We start from the raw sequence: 18,078 nt of genomic DNA, 5'->3' as shown, positions 1-18,078 counted from the left end.
CGTCGATGCTCTCGGTTCAACCGGCTACTGGCACAAGGACGCGGCTCTGGCACCCGAAGCGGGTGCTCGTGACCCGGTCGGCTCTCGATTGGGAGCATGGCAGGTCCATCGTGAAGCAAGTGGAGTCGCTCGGCATCGAGGTTCAACGGCTCACCTCGGATCGACTGTCCCTTGGACTGCCCGAGGACCCGCGCCAGGCTTATGCCTTGGCCAAGCAGACCCTGGCGGTCACCGTTGCGCCGCCTTCGAAGCGCCGGCTCCAGCCGATCGCGCCCTCGGCAGACTGGCGGGTGGACCTGGCGGAAGGCTGTCCGGCGCACTGCAACTACTGCTACCTCGCCGGCTCGCTCAGCGGACCCCCGATCACCCGGGTCTACGCGAACCTGCCGGAAATCCTGGCCGAGTTGCCGCCCAAGCTGGGGCAGGGGACCATCACGTCACGATCATCGGCCCGGGCGCACGAGGGGACCACGTTCGAGGCGAGTTGCTACACGGATCCCCTGGCCTTGGAGCACCTCACCGGCTCTCTCTCCGCTCTCGTGGAGTGGTTCGGGGCCTGGGACGCTCTCGTGCAACTGCGCTTCACCAGCAAGTTCGACGCCGTCGAGCCGTTGCTAGGGATTGCCCACGGAGGCCGCACGCGAATGCGCGCCTCCGTCAATCCCGCCGCTTATGCTCGCTTCGAGGGAGGCGCCAGCTCCGTTGCCGCCCGCCTCGCGGCTCTCGCGAAGATGGGATTGGCAGGCTACCCAATCGGCCTCACGGTCGCCCCGATCATTGCCGCGCCGGGCTGGCAGCAAGCCTATGGCGAATTGATCCACGCGGCAGCCCAGGCGCTCTCCCCCGTGACCGAGCCCGACCTGACCATCGAACTGATCACCCACCGGTTCACCGCTGGCTCGAAAGCGGTTCTGCAAAGCTGGTATCCTGGCTCCGCGCTGGACATGAGCCCGGAACGACGGATCGAGAAGCGCACCAAGTTCGGCTCGGTCAAGCATGTCTATGACCGGGAGACGATGGCCGAGCTACGCAGCTTCTTCGAAACCGAGATCTCCCGGATGCTGCCGGCAGCCCGAATTCTCTACTGGACCTGACATCCGCCTACCCGCCCTGCAGAACGCCGGACGGAGACGACCGCCTTAGCGCACCCGCGGGCCGCCGAACGGAAGCGGCGGGGGCGGGCGGCGGTCGCGGCGGGGCAGCTGGGCCTGGTAGGCGACCCCGCAATGCTGGACGCAATAAGGGAAGCCCGGGTTGGAGGGCTGGCCGCAGAAATGGAAGTCGGGCTCGCCCGGGTGGCCCATCGGCCACTTGCAGATGCGGTCGTTGAGGTCGAGCAGGCTGGTCTTGTCGGCGACCTCCGGGCTCGGCTTGGCCGGGACCAGGCGGCGCGGCGGCGCTGGCGGGATGGGGGCCTGCTGCTCGCCCGGACCCTGGCGGATGAACCCGCCCGGGCCGATGGAACGATACTGAACGCCGGCCTCGGCCCGCTGCGGCGGGGAAGGCTGCTGCGGCGGCGTCAGCGGATCGCTTGGCATCGGTGCCGCAGCTTCCAGGGCGGCGGCGATGGCCGGGCGGTCCTTGACGCGGGTCTGCTGCGCCGTCTCCGGCTCTGCAGGCGGATCGGAGCGAACTGCCTCCGCCTTGGGAGCGGGCTCCGCCTTGACCGGCTTGTCATCGCCCGGCTTCACCGGCGAGGGACGCGATTCAAGCCCGAGACGGTGCGCCTTGCCGATCACGGCATTGCGGCTCACTCCGCCCAGTTCCTCGGCGATCTGGCTGGCGGTGGCGCCTTCGGTCCACATCTTCTTGAGGCGCTCGATCCGCTCGTCGGTCCAGGACATGTGACTTCTTTCGTATCTGCTGTTGCCGGTGGTTGCGGCGGTTGGCCGCAGCCGATAGGCGATCTTGCCGTGAACGACCAGCCTTCCACATCATCGCCCTGGGTCCGGACCGCGCCCGGTGAAGCGCGTCTCCAGGGCGTGAACTGGGGAGGGCTGAAGACCCTCTATATCAAGGAGGTGCGCCGGTTCTTCAAGGTGCAGACGCAGACCGTCTGGGCACCGGCGGTCACAACCCTGCTGTTCCTGGTGATCTTCACCGTCGCGCTGGGCGGGGTGAAGCGGACGGTACTGGGCGTGCCCTTCGCCGATTTCATCGCGCCGGGCCTGATCGTCATGGCGATGATGCAGAACGCATTCGCCAATTCCAGCTTCAGCCTGCTGGTCGGCAAGATCCAGGGTACCATCGTAGATTACCTGATGCCGCCGCTGTCGACGGGCGAGCTGATTGCGGCGCTGGTCGCGGCGGCGGTGACGCGGGCATTCTTGGTCGGGGGCGCGGTGTGGCTCGCGATGGCTCTATGGCCCGGCGTGCACGTGAGCGTGCAGCATCCGCTGGCGGTCCTCTGGTTCGGCCTGATAGGCGCGCTGATGCTGAGCTTCCTCGGCCTTCTGACCAGCATCTGGGCGGAGAAGTTCGACCATGCGGCGGCGGTGACCAACTTCGTAGTGGCGCCGTTAAGCCTGCTGAGCGGCACCTTCTATTCGGTGGAGGCACTCGCCCCCCTCTGGCGCGGGATCAGCCACGCAAACCCCTTCTTCTATGTGATCAGCGGCTTCCGCTTCGGCTTCCTGGGTGCGGCGGACTCCCCAATCTGGGTCGGGGCCGCGGTGCTCGCCGTGCTGAACCTCGTGCTCTGGGGCCTGTGCTTCGGCCTGTTGCGCAGCGGGTGGAAGATCAAGAACTGAACCCGCCCAGGCCTGACAAGTTAAGACAAGTGAACGGCAGCTAACATTGACGTTCAGCGTCCGGGTAGGGGCCGAGTCGTAGAAGGACGCATCAACGCTCGAAAGGAGAGTGTCATGCGCAAGTTCTTCATCGCCGCCGCCGTCGCCACCAGCGCCATCGCTGCCGCAAGCCCCGCCGCGGCCCAATATTACCCGGGTCAGGGGTACGGCTATCGGCTCGACCAGTCTTCCCGTAACTACATCGTCAAGACCGACCAGCTCCGGTCGCGCATCGAGCAGCTGGACCGCCGCAACCGGATCAGCGAGCGTGAGGCCCGCTGGCTCCGTAGCCATGCTGCCGACCTGCAGCAGCGCGCCCGCAGCTATGCCCAGAGCCGTGGCCTGAATTCGCGGGAGCGTCACGATCTCGACAACCGCATCGCCTGGCTTCGCAGCCAGATCCGCGACGACGTTCGTGACGGCAACAACGGCTGGCGTGACGGCCAGTACCGCAACCGTGACCGTGATGGCCGCTGGGACCGCCGCGACGGCTGGAGCGACCGCGATCGCGACGGACGTGACGACCGCTACGAGGACGACCGCGGCCGCTATCCCGGCTAAGGATCGCCTCCACTGAGTTAAGGCGCTGCGGGAGACCGCGGCGCCTTTTCTTTTGCGCTCCGGAGCGGCTATAGGCGCGGCAGGCGGTGGGGACCGCCGACCCGAACAGCACAGCAGAAAAGGACGCCCGAATGGCCATCACTCCGCTCATGCCCGTTTATCCACGGAGCGAGGTGCGGCCGGTCAAGGGCGAGGGCGTCCATCTGATCGGGGAGGGCGGAGAGCGATACATCGACTTCGCCAGCGGCATTGCCGTCAACCTCCTTGGCCACAGCCACCCGCACCTGATCGGAGCGATTCAGAAGCAGGCCGAAACGCTGATGCACGTGTCGAACCTGTACGGTTCGCCGCAGGGCGAGGCGCTGGCCCAGCGGCTGACGGAGCTGACCTTCGCGGACACGGTCTTCTTCACCAACTCGGGCGCCGAAGCGGTGGAATGCTCGATCAAGACCGCGCGGCGCTACCATCATGCCAAGGGTAACCCGCACAAGCACACGCTGATCACCTTCTCCAATGCCTTCCACGGGCGCACCATGGCCACCATCAGCGCGACCGACCAGGTCAAGCTGCGCGACGGCTTCGCCCCATTGCTGGAGGGCTTCAAGGTCGTTGAGTTCGACAATCTTGAAGCCGCCCGCGCCGCGGTGGACGAGAACACCGCCGGCTTCCTTGTCGAACCGATCCAGGGCGAAGGCGGCATCCGCCCCGCGTCCCCTGAGTTCATGAAGGGCCTGCGCGCCATCTGCGACGAGCACGACCTCATGCTGGTCCTCGACGAAGTGCAGTGCGGAGTCGCCCGCACCGGCACGCTCTACGCCTATGAGCAGTACGGCATCACTCCGGACATCCTTGCGTCCGCCAAGGGCATCGGCGGCGGCTTCCCGCTGGGTGCCTGCCTGGCGACCGAGAATGCCGCGCAGGGCATGGTGATCGGCACTCACGGCTCCACCTACGGCGGCAACCCGCTCGCCATGGCCGCCGGCATGGCGGTGCTGGACGTGGTCGCGAGCCCTGAGTTCCTGGAGCATGTCCGCACCATGGGTGACCGCCTGCGCTCGGCCCTCGAGCAGATGATCCCCAACCACGACCACCTTTTCGACAGCGTTCGCGGGCTCGGCCTGATGCTGGGCATCAAGATGAAGACCGACAGCCGCGCCTTCGTCGGCTACCTGCGCACCCGGGGCATCCTGACGGTCGCGGCCGGCGACAACGTCGTCCGCGTACTTCCGCCGCTGATCATCGAGGAACAGCACGTGCGCGAGTTCGTCGACGGCCTCAGCGCCGCCGCCGCCGAATACGAGGTTCCCGCCGCCGCGGCCTGATCGCGCCCGGCGGGCTAGCCCCGGGTCACAATCTGCGCTCCAAAGCTTCGATGCTGGCGGGGCGGCCCCAAACATAATCTCCGTCGCTCCAAGGGTCTTCCGGTTCGCTCAGCGTCAGGCGGTGGCTGCGTCCAACGCGCCGCAACCCGAGCCGCCTGCCCACGTAGCCGAGCTCGCGAAAGAGGGCGCACACCGCTGCGGGTGAGCTTCCGTCGCGCTGAAGATGACCTGCAATCATCTCAATGCTGATCAACGGTTGAGACCGCGCGATTGTCTCGGACAAGCCTGTCAGCACGCGCGTCTCGAACCCTTCCACGTCGATCTTGATCAACTTCGGCGTCTCTTGCCTGAGCATGGCGTCGGCGACCTTGACCGGGCAGGTCACGACCTTCCCGGGAAGGTCCATCTGCGTGAAGGTGGCTTCGCCGCTGTTCCGGTCGGGAACGAGCAATTGCAAGTCGGTCTCCCGGTCGCCCAGACCCACGGAGTGGACGCGGACATGCTCGATCCCGTTGCGTTCGAGGTTGCGCTCGAGGATCGCCCGCGGCACGGGACTGGGCTCGAAGGCGACCACCTTGCCGCCTGGGCCCACGAGCCGGGCCGCAAGCAAGGTCATCATGCCTTCGTTCGCGCCGATGTCGACGAACGTGTCTCCGCGCTCCAGAACGTGCTGCATGAGGAGCTGGGTCGGCAGGTCGTAGAAGCGTTCGAGAAAGAAGGTCGCGCGGTTGGACCAGCCCGAGATTCGCACCGACATTTCATAGTGGTGCAGCTTGCCGCGCACCCACCGCTCGCCATGACCGGCCCAGCGGTGATCCGCCTCGTTCGAGCCGATGAACGTGCGATAGAGCATGCCCCAGCCGGGCAGCTCCCGCCGAATATAAGGGCGTAGGAGCCAACTGACCCCGTGCGTGTAGGCGCTGGTCCATCGACCCATGCTGTCCCTCCTCTATGCGGGGGGGCGGCCAATGCTCACGAAGCCGCTCCCCAGCCCAAAGGCGGCGCGGCTTGTCGCTCCCGCAAGCCCTTCCTATCTCCCCACCCGATGACTTCCAACATTTCGAACCTCGACGTGGCGCTGGGCGTCACCATTCCGACGCGCTCGGCGCGCGGCCGTGCGGTTCGCCTCGGGCCAGCGCTCAACTCCATCCTGTCCAGGCACGCCTATCCGGCGGTCATTGAGAAACTGCTCGCGGAGGCGCTGGCGCTGACCGCTTTGCTCGGCTCCCTGCTCAAGGATCCGGGCGGGCAGCTGACCATGCAGGCTCAGACCAAGGACGGCATCGTCGACCTGCTCGTCTGCGATTACCTCGGCGGGCAGCTGCGCGGCTACGTCCGGCACGATACGGAGCGGCTGGCGGATGCGGCGCACGAGCCGTCGCTCGCGACCCTGTTCGGCACCGGCTACCTGGCGATCACCTTCGACCAGCCGGCGACCAAGGAGCGCTACCAGGGCATCGTGCCGCTGGAGGGCGCAAGCCTGGCCGAGGCGGCGCAGAGCTACTTCAGCCAGTCCGAGCAGATCCCCAGCATCGTCCGGCTCGCGGCCGAGAAGAATGGGACCGGCTGGATCGCCGGCGGCGTGCTGTTCCAGCACCTGCCCGAGGGCGAGGAAGGGCGGGAGCGGCTGCACACGCGTCTCGATCACCCGGAGTGGCAGCATGTTGCCGTTCTGGCCGGTTCGACACGGTCCGAGGAGCTGACCGACCCTGCACTGCCGCTTGGCGACCTCATCTGGCGCCTGTTCCATGAGGAGCCGGAGGTTCGGACTCTGGAGCCCGTGGACCTGGGACAGGGCTGCCGGTGCAATCCCGATTATGTCCGCTCGGTCATCGCTCGCTTCCCGGAAGAGGAGCGGGCGGAGATGGCAGGTGACGACGGCGTGATCCGGGTCAACTGCGAATTCTGCTCTACCTCCTTTCCGGTTCTCTTCGATTAACAAATTGATGGTATCAACCGGGTGATGCGAAATTCGATGCGACTCGCCGGACTGGTGGCCGTGGGTGCGATAGCGCTCGTCGGTGCCGCGCCTGTCGCGCTGAAGAACGTGGCCGGCGGGCGCTGGGAAGTCAGCCGCTCGGCCACCGGTCATGGCGCTACCCGGGTCTGCGTTGCCGACCCTGCCATGCTGGCCCAGTTCGAGCATCGTGGCGGATCCTGCACCCGGGTGATCCTTTCGGATCGCGCCGCCGAGACCATCATCCACTACACCTGCCAGGGCGGCGACTTCGGTCGCACCAAGGTGACGGTGATCACGCCGCGCTCCCTGCGGCTGGAAACGCAGGGGATCTCCAGCGGCCTGCCGTTTTCCTACCAACTCCATGCCCGGCGCGTCGGAAATTGTTGATCTTCTGAATGTTGTTAAGGGGTGGTTTAACCCCGAGGGGCTATGAGGGTCTGGTCGTGCCCCAGTGTTTGGGCACGCTTTCCTCCCTATCGGGCTTGACCCGAAACCTGGGCCGCGATGGCGAAGAGCCGGAGCGGCCCTTCTTTTTTCAGGCACTCGCCCGTAGAGGCGCCCCATGCTCTACTTCATCCTCAAGGCGGCGATATCCGGCTTGCTGGTGGCTCTCATTTCAGAGATCGCCCGCCGTGCGCCCGGCTGGGGCGGGCTGGTCGCATCGTTGCCGGTCACCAGCCTGCTGGCGATGATCTGGCTCTGGCGGGACAGCGGCGATCCGGAACGAGTCGCAGCCTTGGCGACGAGCACCTTCTGGTTCTTCCTTCCCTCGATGCCGCTCTTCGTGGCACTTCCCTGGATGCTGCGCACGGGCCTCGGCTTCTGGCCCAGCATGGCATTGGGCTTGGCTGGAACCCTGGCGCTCTATGCATTGATGTTCTGGGCGGCTCCGAGGATGGGAGTGAGGCTGTGACCCGGCGCTCCGCGGTGGTCCTGCTGTCCGGAGGCCTCGATTCCATGGTCTGCGCAGCGCTGGCGCGCGAACAGGGCTTTCGGCTTCTGGCCCTGACGATCGACTACAACCAGCGGCACCGGGTCGAGCTGGAGGCCGCAACCCGGATTGCGGCCCTTCTCGCGGATCGTCACATCGTCCTGCCCCTAGACTTGCGGGCCTTCGGCGGCTCGGCGCTGACGGACGATCTGGCCGTGCCGAAGGACGGGCTCGGCGACGGTATCCCCGTGACCTACGTCCCAGCGCGCAACACCATCTTCCTCAGCCTCGCGCTCGGCTGGGCCGAGGCAGCTGGCGCGCGAGACCTGTTCGTCGGCGTGAATGCGCTCGATTACTCGGGCTATCCCGACTGCCGGCCCGCGTTCGTGGCGGCTTTCGAGGCGCTGGCGAACCAGGCGACCAAGGCCGGCGTGGAAGGCGATCGCTTCACCGTCCATGCCCCGCTGCAGCAGATGACCAAGGCCGACATTGCGCGAGAGGCCGCCCGGCTCGGTCTGGACGCGGGGTTGAGTCACAGCTGCTACGATCCGGCGCCGGACGGCGGCGCCTGCGGCCAGTGCGATGCGTGCCGGCTGCGAGCCCGGGGCTTTGAAGAAGCGGGACTGCCCGACCCGACCCACTACGCATGACCTACGCCGTCAAGGAGGCGTTCCTCACCCTGCAGGGGGAAGGCGTGCAGTCGGGCAGCCGCGCGGTGTTCCTGCGGTTCGCTGGCTGCAACCTGTGGTCAGGCCGCGAGCAGGACAGGGCCAACGCGCAATGCCGCTTCTGCGACACGGACTTCGTCGGCACAGACGGCGAGGGCGGGGGCAAGTTCGCGGACGCCCAGGATCTCGCCGATCATGTCGAGCGGCTCTGGGGTGACGGGCATGAGCAGCGCCTGGTGGTGGTCACCGGCGGCGAGCCGATGCTGCAGCTGGATCAAGCGCTCATCGGCGCCCTGCACAAGCGCGGGTTCCGCGTGGCTGCCGAAAGCAACGGGACTCTGCCGGCTGCCCCCGTCGACTGGCTCTGCATCAGCCCGAAAGCGGGCACGAAGGTAGTTCAGCGGTCCGGCGACGAGCTGAAGCTGGTGTGGCCGCAGGACGGCATCGATCCCGCCGAGCTGGAGAGTTGGGACTTTCGTCATTTTCTGGTGCAGCCGATGGACTGCGCCGATGCTCGCGGAGCGATTCAGTCCGCGGTCGCGCTGGCGATGGCCCGGCCCAGGTGGCGCCTCAGTCTCCAGGCGCACAAAATCGTCGGATTGGCGTAGGGGCGAGCAATTACTCGACGTTTGACGCGTTTTCCGTGCCGTTTTCGACGTCTCCAGTCTCATTCAACGTGAACTCAACGTCTGCGGCCATGTTGGCATCGTCGCTCGTCGCGGCGTCGATCGCGGTCACGTCATTGCCCTGCGCGGTCACGACGTTGATGTTCTCCTCGACCCCGGTCTGCTGCTCCGACTCCTGCTTGGTTCCGCACGCCGAAAGCGCCAGGAAACCGGCCAAAACCACCGTTATCCGAACCATACCGTCCTCCCGCTCTTCCTCATGAGAAAGGGGGCCACCGGACGGACCGGCAGCCCCCTCAAACTCAAACGCCTCCCGACAGGGGAGGCGAGAACCAGTTACATGCCGTTTGCGACGTTGGTGTCCGGCGTGTTGGTCATCAGGTCGTTGGTCTCAGCCGCATTCAGGCCCGACATGTTGGCGTCAGCCGACATGTTCATGTCGTTCATCATCATGTTGGCGTCAGTCGCCATCATGTCGTTCGACATCATCATGTTGTCGGCCATCAGGTTCTCGTCAACGGCAGTGTTGTTCGCGGCTTCGTTGCTGCTGCAGGCCGAAACTGCGAGGGCCGCACCAGCGACCAGGATAAGAGCACGCATTCAAAACTCCCTCGATAAATTGGATCTGGCGCGGTTTGCCCGCGTCGCAAATCGGGCGGCACAATAGTGGCGATCCAAGCGCCCCTCAAGTGGCCTTCTCACTTCCACGGATTTCCCGAAGGAAATCAGGGCAGTGAACCCTCAACGCGCGATCTAGGTCCATCATCCGGGCGCTTTTTCCGAGCGCATCGAGGCTGGTGACGCCATATTCCGCAATTCCGCAGGGAACGATGCCGCCGAAATGCGACAGGTTTGGGCTGACGTTGACGGAGAAACCGTGAAGCGTGACCCACCGCCTGACCCGCACGCCGATGGCCGCGATCTTCGCCTCGGCCGGACCCTCGCCGACCCAGATGCCGATCCGCCCCGACGAGCGGTGCGCCTCAACTCCCAGCACGGCCAAAGCGGCGATGATCCAGCCTTCCAGGGCATGGACGAAGCGCCGGACGTCCCGCCCACGTCGATCGAGGTCCAGCATGAGATAGCCGACCCGCTGGCCCGGGCCATGATAGGTGTAGCGTCCTCCCCGACCCGCGTCGAAGACCGGAAACTGCTCGGGATTGAACAGCTCGGCGGGATCCGCGCTCGTGCCGGCGGTGTACAGCGGCGGGTGCTCCAGCAGCCAGATGCACTCGGAAGCCGTGCCGGCGCGAATGGCCGCGGCCCGTTCCTCCATGAAGGCCAGTGCCTCGTCATAGGGCACGAGGTCGTCGCTCGCTTTCCACGCTATGTCATCGATCATCACGCTGCAGATGGATCGGCTGACCGCGATCGGCAAGCGATTGCCAGTTCGCTCGCTCCTTGCGCATAAGCGCGCACGAAGAGAGTTGAGGGACATGATGCAGCCTTTGTCGATTTCACGAGCCTGGGACGAGACGCGAGAGGTTCTCCGGCGCGATGGCAGCCTCATCGCGACCCTTGCGCTGGCCCTGATGGTCCTGCCCGGCACGATTTCGGCCATGGTCCAGCCACGCGCTCCGGCCGGCCAGATGGCGGAACCGGGCTGGTGGACGCTGGTCCAGTTGCTTGCCTTGCTGATCGGGGTCGTCGGGCAATTGGCCGTGGTGCAGATCGCGCTCGGGCGCCGTCAGTCGGTTGGTGAAGCCATCGCACATGGTGCGCGACGAACTCCGGCTTTCCTGGGAGCCACTGTGTTGTGGGTCTTGCCGCTTGCCCTCTTGGTGGTTCCCTTCGCGCAGCGGATCGAGGCCAACCCCAACGCTCCCGATCCGACGAGCGCGCTGATCATGGTGGTCGTGCTGCTGATCTTCCTGTTCCTCGCCGTTCGCCTGATTCTGACGACACCCGTCGCTGGGAGCGAAGCGGCAGGACCGATCACGATCCTGCGAAGGAGTTGGGGGCTGACGCGCGGGCGCTGGTGGCGGCTGTTCGGTTTCCTGGTGCTGTTCTTCGTCGCCGCCTTGATCGTGATCACTGCCGTTACGAGCGTGGTCGGGGTGGTGGTGGGTCTGGCCGACGGGCCGCCGGAACCATGGAGCACCGGCGCTCTCGTGCTGGCCCTGACCTCGCAGCTGCTCTCGGCGGCATTGACCGTCCTGCTGGTGCTCCTGATCACCCGCCTCTACGCGCAACTGACCGGTCCGGCCGCTCCCGAATCGGCGTCCGTGCCAGACGCGCCCTGAGCTACTTCCAACGGGCGAGCGGCGGCAGGCTCATCAGGATGGCGTCGACGTTCCCCCCCGTCTTGAGCCCGAACAGTGTCCCGCGGTCGTAGAGGAGGTTGAACTCCACGTACCGACCGCGGAACTCCAGCAGGCGCTCCATGTCAGCTTCGTTGAACGGCATTCCCATCCGCTTGCGCACCAGCGGCGGGAACGCCGCCAGGAAGGCCTCGCCCACGTCGCGAGTGAAGGCGAAGTTCGGATCGAACTCACCTTCCAGCCGGTCGTAGAAGATTCCACCGACCCCACGCGCGACGTTGCGGTGCGGAAGCCAGAAATAGTCGTCCGCCCACTTGGCGAAGCGTTCGTAATAGGTCGGATCGTGCCGATCGCAGGCCGCGCGCAGCTGGTCGTGGAAGAAGGCCCGATCCTCATCGTACGGCAGCGCCGGATTGAGGTCCGCTCCCCCGCCGAACCAGCGTCGCGTCGTTGTCAGGAAGCGCGTGTTCATGTGCACGGCCGGCACATGCGGGTTCGCCATGTGCGCCACCAGGCTGATCCCCGTGGCGAAGAAGCGCGGATCCTCCTCGGCGCCCGGGATGGAGCGCGCGAACTCGTCCGAAAAGCGGCCGCCCACCGTGGAGACGTTCACGCCGACTTTCTCGAAAACCTCCCCGGCCATCTGGCCACGGACACCCCCGCCGCCGGGTTCGCCCGTGACGTCGACTCTCTCCCAAGGGGTGTAGAGGAAACACGCTTCGCTGCCCGCTTCTCGCTCGATCGCCTCGAATTCCGCGCAGATCCGGTCACGGAGGGATTCGAACCAGGTACGGGCGGCTTGCTGCTGCTGATCCAGGGGGTCCATGGCCGGCTGTTAGGCGACCGACAGCATCCGTAAAAGTCCCAGTTGCGAACCGCTCGCAGCATTCAACAAGCCGCTTGGAAAGCTCGTAACGCCTCGCTATCAGGCGCGCCAACCCGCTTCGGTCCGCCGTGGCGGCATTCGTCATAGGCGCGTGCCCGTCCGTACGCGCTCTTTCAGATGCGTCGAAGGTACAGATGGCCACAGTGGAACAGACCCAGCCGATGATGCCCGGCGAGCCGACCCCGGAGGCGGGGGATGGCGTGCGGCGCCGCGACTTCATCAACATCGCCGCGGTGAGCTTTGCCGGAGTGGGCGCGGGCATCGCGGTCCTGCCGCTCGTCAACCAGATGAGCCCGTCGGCCGAAGTTCGTGCGCTCGCGTCGGTCGAGGTGGACATCTCGAAGATCGCGCCCGGCCAAGGCATCAAGACCGTGTGGCGCAAGCAGCCGGTGTTCATCCGCAACCTGACCCCGCAGGAGATCCAGGCGGCGAACAAGGTGCCGCTGTCTGACCTGCGCGATCCGCAGACGCTCGCCGACCGGACCAAGCCCGGCAAGACGAACTGGCTCGTAACTCTGGGCGTCTGCACGCATCTGGGCTGCGTCCCCCTGGGCATCGGCGAGGGCGAGAACAAGGGCGAGTATGGCGGCTATTTCTGCCCCTGCCACGGCTCGCACTACGACCAGGCGGCGCGCATCCGTAAGGGCCCCGCGCCATTGAACCTGGTCGTGCCGGAATATGAATTTGCCTCCGATACCGTGGTTCGGATCGGCTGAAGTCACGAGGGTTAGGAACCGATCATGAGCTTTGCCTGGGCCAAGCCCTACGAACCGAAGTCACCCTTCATGAAGTGGGTGGACGAGCGCCTTCCCGTTCCGCGCCTGGTCTATGGTGCGGTCGGCGGCGGCTATCCGGTCCCGCGGAACCTGAACTTCTTCTGGAATTTCGGGTTCATGGCCGGTTTCGCACTGATGGTGCAGATCATCACCGGCATCGTGCTGGCGATGCACTACAACAGCTACGCGGGTGCGGCCTTCGGGTCGGTCGAGCGCATCATGCGCGACGTCAACGCGGGCTGGCTGCTGCGCTACGTTCACCAGAACGGTGCCAGCTTCTTCTTCGCAGTCATCTACATCCACATTTTCCGCGGCCTCTACTACGGTTCCTACAAGGCTCCGCGTGAAGTCGTGTGGATGCTCGGCCTCGTCATCTATCTCCTGATGATGGCCACCGCGTTCATGGGGTACGTCCTTCCCTGGGGGCAGATGAGCTACTGGGGGGCGCAGGTGATCACCGGCTTCTTCTCGGCGATCCCGCTGGTTGGTGAGCCGATCCGGGTCTGGCTGCTCGGCGGCTATGCGCCGGACCAAGCCGCGCTGACCCGCTTCTTCTCGCTTCACTACCTGCTGCCGTTCGTGATCGCGGGCGTGACGATCCTCAAGATCTGGGCGCTGCACATCCCGGGTTCGTCGAACCCGACCGGCGTGGACGTCAAGGATGAGAAGGACACGCTGCCCTTTCACCCGTTCTACACGGCGAAGGACGGCTTCGGCCTGGGCGTGGCGCTGATCATCTTCTCGCTGTTCATCTTCTTCTGGCCGTACAGCCTGGGTCACCCCGACAACTACATCGAGGCGAACCCGCTGGTGACGCCGGCGCACATCGTCCCGGAATGGTATTTCTGGCCCTTCTACGCGATCCTGCGGGCCTTCACGGTGGACTTCATCCTGCCGGCGAAGCTGTGGGGCGTGCTGGCGATGTTCAGCTCGATCCTGCTGCTGTTTTTCCTCACCTGGCTGGACCGCTCGCCGATCCGGTCGACCAGCTACCGTCCGGTGTACAAGATCTTCTTCTGGATTCTGGTGTTCGACATCGCGCTGCTCGGCTATCTCGGGGTGGCGCACATCACGCCGCTCACCGTGGCGCTGAGCCAGGTCGCCGCCGCCTATTATTTCGCGCACTTCCTCATCATCCTGCCGCTCGTCTCGAAGTTCGAGAAGCCGCTGCCGCTGCCGAACTCGATCACGGAATCGGTGCTGCACGGTGAGAAGCAGGAGAGCGCTCCGTTCGGGCTGGCCAAGACGTCGCCCGCCGTCACGGCCGTTGAATAAGGGATAAGGGACACATGGTCCGCATCATCGGTTTCTTCGTCGGGCTCGGCTTCGTCGGCGTCCTGCTCATCTCCCTGGTCGTGAATGGCATTGACGCGATCCAGAACCCGTCCCCGCACACGGCCGAGGAGGAGTTCCACCTTAAGCCGAAGAACGTCGCGTTCACGCACGAAGGCATGTTCGGCAAGTACAACCGGGAACAGCTGCAGCGCGGCTTCCAGGTCTACAAGGAGGTCTGCGCCGCCTGCCACGGGATGAAGTTCGTCAGCTTCTACCAGCTGTCGGACCTTGGCTATAACGAGGCCGAAGTGAAGGCCATCGCCAACCAGTGGGCGATCGAGGTTCCTGACGTAAACCCGGAAACTGGTGAGGCGACGACGCGCAAGGCACTGCCCTCCGACCGCTTCCCAAGCCCCTATGCCAACGAGACTGCGGCCCGTGCGGCGAACAATAACGCCTATCCGCCCGACCTGTCGCTGATCACCGAAGCTCGCGAGGGCGGCGCTGAGTATATCTACTCGCTGTTGACAGGTTACCAGCAGCAACCGGCCGAGCTGCTTCGCAAGTTCCCTGAAGCGAAGACGGGTCAGGGCCTCCACTACAACCCGTATTTCGCGAACCTCAATATCGCGATGCCGCCGCCCCTGACCGCGGACGGGCAGGTGACCTACGCCGATGGGACCAAGTCCACCGTCGACCAGATGGCCAAGGACGTCAGCGCCTTCCTGATGTGGACCGCGGAGCCGACGCTCGAGAATCGTCACCGCGCCGGATGGGCGACGCTGATCTTCCTCACCATCGCGACCATCCTGGCCTACCTGGCCTACCGGAACATCTGGGCCACGGCCAAGCGCGAGGTCTCTATCCGGGGTCCGCTGGAGCCCGCTTTCCGAGAGCGCATGGACGAACAGAAGGGCGAGCGCGGGATCGCCGGCTGATCAGCGCCTCCACTACAATGCAGCAGCAGCAGCCCGGCGTCCTTGGCGCCGGGCTGTTTGCGTTAGGGACAAGCCCGCATGACGAATTACAACGATGACCTGAAGCGCTTGGTGCGGACGATCCCCGACTTCCCCAAGCCCGGCATCCAGTTTCGCGACATCACGACTTTGCTGCTCGACCCGTGGGGCTTCGGGGAGACTGTCTCCCGCCTGGGTGCCACGGTGGAGCAGGAGCCGGACCTCGTCGCCGCGATTGACGCACGGGGGTTCGCGATCGGCGGTGCACTGGCGGTGGAACTCGGATGCGGCCTGCTGCTGATCCGCAAGGACGGCAAGCTTCCAGGCCAGACGATTGCCGAGGACTATTCGCTGGAATATGGCTCCGACCGGCTGGCAATGCACGTCGACGCCTGCACGCCCGGCGCGCGGGTGCTGATCGTGGACGACTTGCTGGCTACCGGCGGCACGGCCTTGGCGGCCGCACGCCTGGTGCGACGGGCTGGCGGCGTGGTCACCGGCGCTCGCTTCATTATCGACCTATCGGAGCTCGGCGGCAGCGCGATGCTCCGGCAGAATGGGGTTGATTGCGTCAGCCTACTGGAATTTGCCGGCGCATAGCGGCTTGAAGTTGCAGTGCATCTGCCGTTGCTGCGGAACTGGCGGTGTTATCGAAGATGCACCAGCATTCCGCTGATCGAGCGGCTTTCGTCATCTGCTCGGCATATGACGTGATCCGATCCCCATAGCTCGATCGGTACATGACCGGTGATCCGTGCAGGCGCCAGTATCGCAAAGTGCCGGACCCGCCCGGCTCTGCAGCGGCCGGAACGCGGGCGGGATCGGCCGCTACGCGCGCAACGCCAAGAGCGCCCAGTAGCGTGTCGGCATCAGGCTGGAACCAGCTCGCATGACGCGGCTCGCAGGCGAGGGGGACAGTCGCGCGGCGGACCAAATCGGCAAAGAAGCGTTCGACAGTGCCAGTGTCAAACGCGAGGCTTGGGGGCAACTGTACCAGCAGCACGGCCAGCCTTTCCTCGAGATGCGCAACTTCTGACAGGAAGGCGTCCAGCAGTTCGGTCGCATCCACAAGACGACGCGTATGCGTGATGGTCTTCGGCAGCTTGACGGAGAACCGAAATGCTTCGGGAACGCTGTTCCGCCAGCGCACCCAAGTGGATGGCCGGTGCGACCGATGAAAGCTGCTGTTGATCTCGGCACAGCTGAACTGCGCCGCATAACGCTCCAAGGCTGAACCTTCCTTCGGGAACTTGACGGCAACATCGCGGGGGATCGTCCAACCGGCTGTTCCGATCTGGATGTCGGGCACGCGTCAGCCTTGCGTCGGGCGCCGCCTGATCAGCACGATGCTGGTGAACCGCATCACGTCGACCCCATCCTGATTGACGACGCGGGTCTGCGTCCGAAAGCTGCCGATATCGGGTTTGGAACGCGAAGGAGTTTTTTCGATCACCGTGCCGTACACGCTGAGCGTGTCGCCCGGGTAGACGGGCTTTAGCCAACGCAGCTCGTCGATCCCCGGGGAGCCGAGGCCGGCCTGCTCCTGCTGCACCACGCGGCGCGCGATCACTCCCATGGTCATCGCGCAGGTATGCCAGCCACTGGCCGATAGGCGACCGAAGTAGGTCTTGGCCGCGGCCTCGTCAGACAAATGGAACGGCTGCGGGTCGTACTTGCGCGCGAAGTCGATGACTTCCTCGCGGGTGACCTCGACGGAGCCGAATAGCTGTTCCTCGCCGAGCACGAGGTCTTCGAAATAGATCATGAATGCTCTCATGGAAGAGCCCGTCATGGGAGTAAATCCCAAGACGTCGGTCCTGTCGGCTGCGCTGCAGGCCGGCCCGCCCTCCGCATCTCTCGCCTAACGCCTTCGGCGTTAGCATCGGTGCTTCAGACGTTGAACTTGAAGTGCATCACGTCGCCGTCCTGCACCACATAGTCCTTACCCTCCTGCCGCAGCTTGCCTGCGTCACGGGCGCCGGCTTCGCCGTTCAGGGCGATATAGTCGTCGTAGGCGATGGTTTCGGCGCGGATGAAGCCGCGTTCGAAGTCGGAGTGGATGGCGCCCGCCGCCTGCGGAGCTTTGGCCCCCTTCTCGACCGTCCATGCACGGGCTTCCTTAGGGCCGACGGTGAAGAAGGTGATGAGGTGGAGGAGGTCGTAGCCAGCGCGGATGACGCGGGCGAGGCCGGTTTCGGTAAGGCCGAGTTCGGACAGGAACTCCATGCGGTCCTCTTGCCCCATGCCGACCAGCTCGGACTCGATCGCTGCGGAGACGACCACAGCGTTGGCGCTCTCGGCTCTGGCCTTCGCGAACACCTGCTCGGATAGCGCGTTGCCGCGGGCCGCGTCCTCCTCATTAACGTTGCAGACGTAGAGTATCGGCTTGCCCGTGATCAGCTGGGCCTGAGCGAAGACTCGCGCTTCTTCCTCGTCCTTCGGCTGGGTCAGGCGCGCCGGCTTGCCCTCGCGCAGCAGCTCCAGCGTCTGCCCCAGGACGGAAGCGGCGATCTTGCTCTCCTTGTCGCCCTGCTGCCCTCGCTTGATGAGGTTGGGCACGCGCTTTTCCAGGCTCTCGAGGTCGGACAACAGCAGCTCGGTCTCAACCGTCTCCGCATCAGCGAGCGGATCGACCTTGTTGGCGACATGCTGGATGTCGTCATTCTCGAAGCAGCGCAGGACGTGGACGATGGCGTCCACCTCGCGGATGTTGCCGAGGAACTGGTTGCCGAGACCCTCGCCCTTGCTCGCGCCCTTCACCAGGCCCGCGATATCCACAAAGCCGAGCTGCGTGGGGATGATCTTGGCCGAGCCGGCGATCGCCGCGAGCTTGTCGAGGCGCGGGTCGGGGACGCCGACCTGCCCGACGTTCGGCTCGATCGTGCAGAACGGATAATTGGCCGCCTGCGCCGCCTGCGTCTCGGTCAGGGCGTTGAAGAGGGTCGACTTGCCGACGTTCGGCAGGCCGACGATGCCGCAGCGGAAACCCATGTGTACTCCTGAGACTGCGTCACCCCGGCCTAGAGCCGGGGTCCGCCTGCTTCTGTTGGCGTCTCCTAGAAAGGAA

General features: G+C 65.3%; 23 protein-coding genes. 14 read left to right on the top strand and 9 right to left on the bottom strand.

Annotated elements, in window-relative coordinates:
• Window positions 1-5: 5 nt before the first annotated feature.
• The gene (locus tag JT720_RS09150) at window positions 6-1,094 is read left to right on the top strand and encodes an SPL family radical SAM protein (RefSeq protein WP_205480948.1); all 1,089 of its coding nucleotides are present in this window, start codon (window positions 6-8) and stop codon (window positions 1,092-1,094) included.
• A 45-nt stretch (window positions 1,095-1,139) separates the two neighbouring features.
• Here the strand turns inward: JT720_RS09150 and JT720_RS09145 are convergent, their stop codons facing one another.
• Complete coding sequence (locus tag JT720_RS09145) at window positions 1,140-1,844, bottom strand: GcrA family cell cycle regulator (RefSeq protein ID WP_205480946.1); 705 nt, start codon at window positions 1,842-1,844, stop codon at window positions 1,140-1,142.
• A 69-nt stretch (window positions 1,845-1,913) separates the two neighbouring features.
• On the opposite strand from JT720_RS09145, the gene JT720_RS09140 reads away from it, so the two are divergent.
• The 3 genes from JT720_RS09140 to JT720_RS09130 all read left to right on the top strand — a co-directional run bounded on the left by JT720_RS09140 (window position 1,914) and on the right by JT720_RS09130 (window position 4,672).
• Window positions 1,914-2,750 carry an ABC transporter permease gene (locus tag JT720_RS09140; RefSeq protein WP_336511980.1) on the top strand — a complete coding sequence of 279 codons (837 nt, stop codon included), beginning with the start codon at window positions 1,914-1,916 and terminating at the stop codon, window positions 2,748-2,750.
• A gap of 114 nt (window positions 2,751-2,864) precedes the next feature.
• Window positions 2,865-3,350: a hypothetical protein gene (locus tag JT720_RS09135; protein WP_205480944.1), complete on the top strand. Its 486-nt coding sequence runs from the start codon at window positions 2,865-2,867 to the stop codon at window positions 3,348-3,350.
• A gap of 131 nt (window positions 3,351-3,481) precedes the next feature.
• Window positions 3,482-4,672, top strand: a complete 1,191-nt coding sequence (locus JT720_RS09130) for an aspartate aminotransferase family protein (protein WP_205480943.1) — start codon at window positions 3,482-3,484, stop codon at window positions 4,670-4,672.
• 25 nt (window positions 4,673-4,697) lie between these two features.
• Here JT720_RS09130 and JT720_RS09125 read toward each other — a convergent pair whose 3' ends face one another.
• On the bottom strand, window positions 4,698-5,609 hold the full coding sequence (locus JT720_RS09125; protein WP_205480941.1) for an FkbM family methyltransferase: 912 nt from the start codon (window positions 5,607-5,609) through the stop codon (window positions 4,698-4,700).
• Between the two features lie 108 nt (window positions 5,610-5,717).
• Between JT720_RS09125 and JT720_RS09120 the strand changes: the two genes are divergently transcribed.
• From JT720_RS09120 to queE, 5 genes are all read left to right on the top strand, one after another.
• Window positions 5,718-6,611 carry an Hsp33 family molecular chaperone HslO gene (locus JT720_RS09120; RefSeq protein ID WP_205480939.1) on the top strand — a complete coding sequence of 298 codons (894 nt, stop codon included), beginning with the start codon at window positions 5,718-5,720 and terminating at the stop codon, window positions 6,609-6,611.
• Window positions 6,612-6,647: 36 nt separating this feature from the next.
• Window positions 6,648-7,019 carry a DUF3617 family protein gene (locus JT720_RS09115; RefSeq protein WP_205480937.1) on the top strand — a complete coding sequence of 124 codons (372 nt, stop codon included), beginning with the start codon at window positions 6,648-6,650 and terminating at the stop codon, window positions 7,017-7,019.
• A 175-nt stretch (window positions 7,020-7,194) separates the two neighbouring features.
• Complete coding sequence (locus tag JT720_RS09110; RefSeq protein WP_205480935.1) at window positions 7,195-7,545, top strand: DUF3147 family protein; 351 nt, start codon at window positions 7,195-7,197, stop codon at window positions 7,543-7,545.
• Window positions 7,542-8,213 (top strand): 7-cyano-7-deazaguanine synthase QueC, encoded by a 672-nt coding sequence (gene queC / locus JT720_RS09105; protein ID WP_336511979.1) that lies wholly within the window; start codon window positions 7,542-7,544, stop codon window positions 8,211-8,213. The genes JT720_RS09110 and queC overlap by 4 nt, the downstream gene beginning before the upstream one ends.
• Window positions 8,210-8,839: a 7-carboxy-7-deazaguanine synthase gene (gene queE / locus JT720_RS09100; RefSeq protein WP_205480934.1), complete on the top strand. Its 630-nt coding sequence runs from the start codon at window positions 8,210-8,212 to the stop codon at window positions 8,837-8,839. The genes queC and queE overlap by 4 nt, the downstream gene beginning before the upstream one ends.
• A gap of 10 nt (window positions 8,840-8,849) precedes the next feature.
• Here the strand turns inward: queE and JT720_RS09095 are convergent, their stop codons facing one another.
• The 3 genes from JT720_RS09095 to lipB form a co-directional block, all read right to left on the bottom strand.
• Window positions 8,850-9,095 carry a hypothetical protein gene (locus JT720_RS09095; RefSeq protein WP_205480932.1) on the bottom strand — a complete coding sequence of 82 codons (246 nt, stop codon included), beginning with the start codon at window positions 9,093-9,095 and terminating at the stop codon, window positions 8,850-8,852.
• A 98-nt stretch (window positions 9,096-9,193) separates the two neighbouring features.
• On the bottom strand, window positions 9,194-9,457 hold the full coding sequence (locus tag JT720_RS09090) for a hypothetical protein (RefSeq protein WP_205480930.1): 264 nt from the start codon (window positions 9,455-9,457) through the stop codon (window positions 9,194-9,196).
• A gap of 85 nt (window positions 9,458-9,542) precedes the next feature.
• The gene (gene lipB / locus JT720_RS09085; protein ID WP_205480929.1) at window positions 9,543-10,199 is read right to left on the bottom strand and encodes a lipoyl(octanoyl) transferase LipB; all 657 of its coding nucleotides are present in this window, start codon (window positions 10,197-10,199) and stop codon (window positions 9,543-9,545) included.
• A gap of 94 nt (window positions 10,200-10,293) precedes the next feature.
• On the opposite strand from lipB, the gene JT720_RS09080 reads away from it, so the two are divergent.
• The gene (locus JT720_RS09080; RefSeq protein ID WP_205480928.1) at window positions 10,294-11,100 is read left to right on the top strand and encodes a DUF7847 domain-containing protein; all 807 of its coding nucleotides are present in this window, start codon (window positions 10,294-10,296) and stop codon (window positions 11,098-11,100) included.
• 1 nt (window position 11,101) lies between these two features.
• Here JT720_RS09080 and hemF read toward each other — a convergent pair whose 3' ends face one another.
• The gene (gene hemF / locus JT720_RS09075; RefSeq protein WP_205480927.1) at window positions 11,102-11,944 is read right to left on the bottom strand and encodes an oxygen-dependent coproporphyrinogen oxidase; all 843 of its coding nucleotides are present in this window, start codon (window positions 11,942-11,944) and stop codon (window positions 11,102-11,104) included.
• A 194-nt stretch (window positions 11,945-12,138) separates the two neighbouring features.
• On the opposite strand from hemF, the gene petA reads away from it, so the two are divergent.
• From petA to JT720_RS09055, 4 genes are all read left to right on the top strand, one after another.
• On the top strand, window positions 12,139-12,720 hold the full coding sequence (petA, locus tag JT720_RS09070) for a ubiquinol-cytochrome c reductase iron-sulfur subunit (protein WP_205480926.1): 582 nt from the start codon (window positions 12,139-12,141) through the stop codon (window positions 12,718-12,720).
• A gap of 24 nt (window positions 12,721-12,744) precedes the next feature.
• Window positions 12,745-14,055, top strand: coding sequence for a cytochrome b (locus JT720_RS09065; RefSeq protein WP_205480925.1), 1,311 nt, complete (start codon window positions 12,745-12,747; stop codon window positions 14,053-14,055).
• Between the two features lie 14 nt (window positions 14,056-14,069).
• A complete protein-coding gene (locus JT720_RS09060) occupies window positions 14,070-14,993 on the top strand; it encodes a cytochrome c1 (protein WP_205480924.1) in 924 nt (307 codons plus the stop codon).
• Window positions 14,994-15,071: 78 nt separating this feature from the next.
• Window positions 15,072-15,611 (top strand): adenine phosphoribosyltransferase, encoded by a 540-nt coding sequence (locus JT720_RS09055; RefSeq protein WP_205480923.1) that lies wholly within the window; start codon window positions 15,072-15,074, stop codon window positions 15,609-15,611.
• Here the strand turns inward: JT720_RS09055 and JT720_RS09050 are convergent.
• From JT720_RS09050 to ychF, 3 genes are all read right to left on the bottom strand, one after another.
• A complete protein-coding gene (locus tag JT720_RS09050; protein WP_205480922.1) occupies window positions 15,583-16,320 on the bottom strand; it encodes a DUF72 domain-containing protein in 738 nt (245 codons plus the stop codon). The genes JT720_RS09055 and JT720_RS09050 overlap by 29 nt on opposite strands.
• A 3-nt stretch (window positions 16,321-16,323) precedes the next feature.
• Window positions 16,324-16,776 (bottom strand): MaoC family dehydratase, encoded by a 453-nt coding sequence (locus tag JT720_RS09045; RefSeq protein ID WP_205480921.1) that lies wholly within the window; start codon window positions 16,774-16,776, stop codon window positions 16,324-16,326.
• 125 nt (window positions 16,777-16,901) lie between these two features.
• Entirely contained in the window at window positions 16,902-18,002 is a 1,101-nt protein-coding gene (gene ychF / locus JT720_RS09040) for a redox-regulated ATPase YchF (protein ID WP_205480920.1), read from the bottom strand.
• Window positions 18,003-18,078: the final 76 nt, after the last annotated feature.

This window comes from Sphingomonas arenae (genome assembly GCF_016924655.1).
In the GTDB taxonomy this organism is placed as follows: domain Bacteria; phylum Pseudomonadota; class Alphaproteobacteria; order Sphingomonadales; family Sphingomonadaceae; genus Sphingomicrobium; species Sphingomicrobium arenae.
Note: the sequence above shows the minus strand (reverse complement) of the source record. Positions and strands in the feature narration are given on the sequence as shown.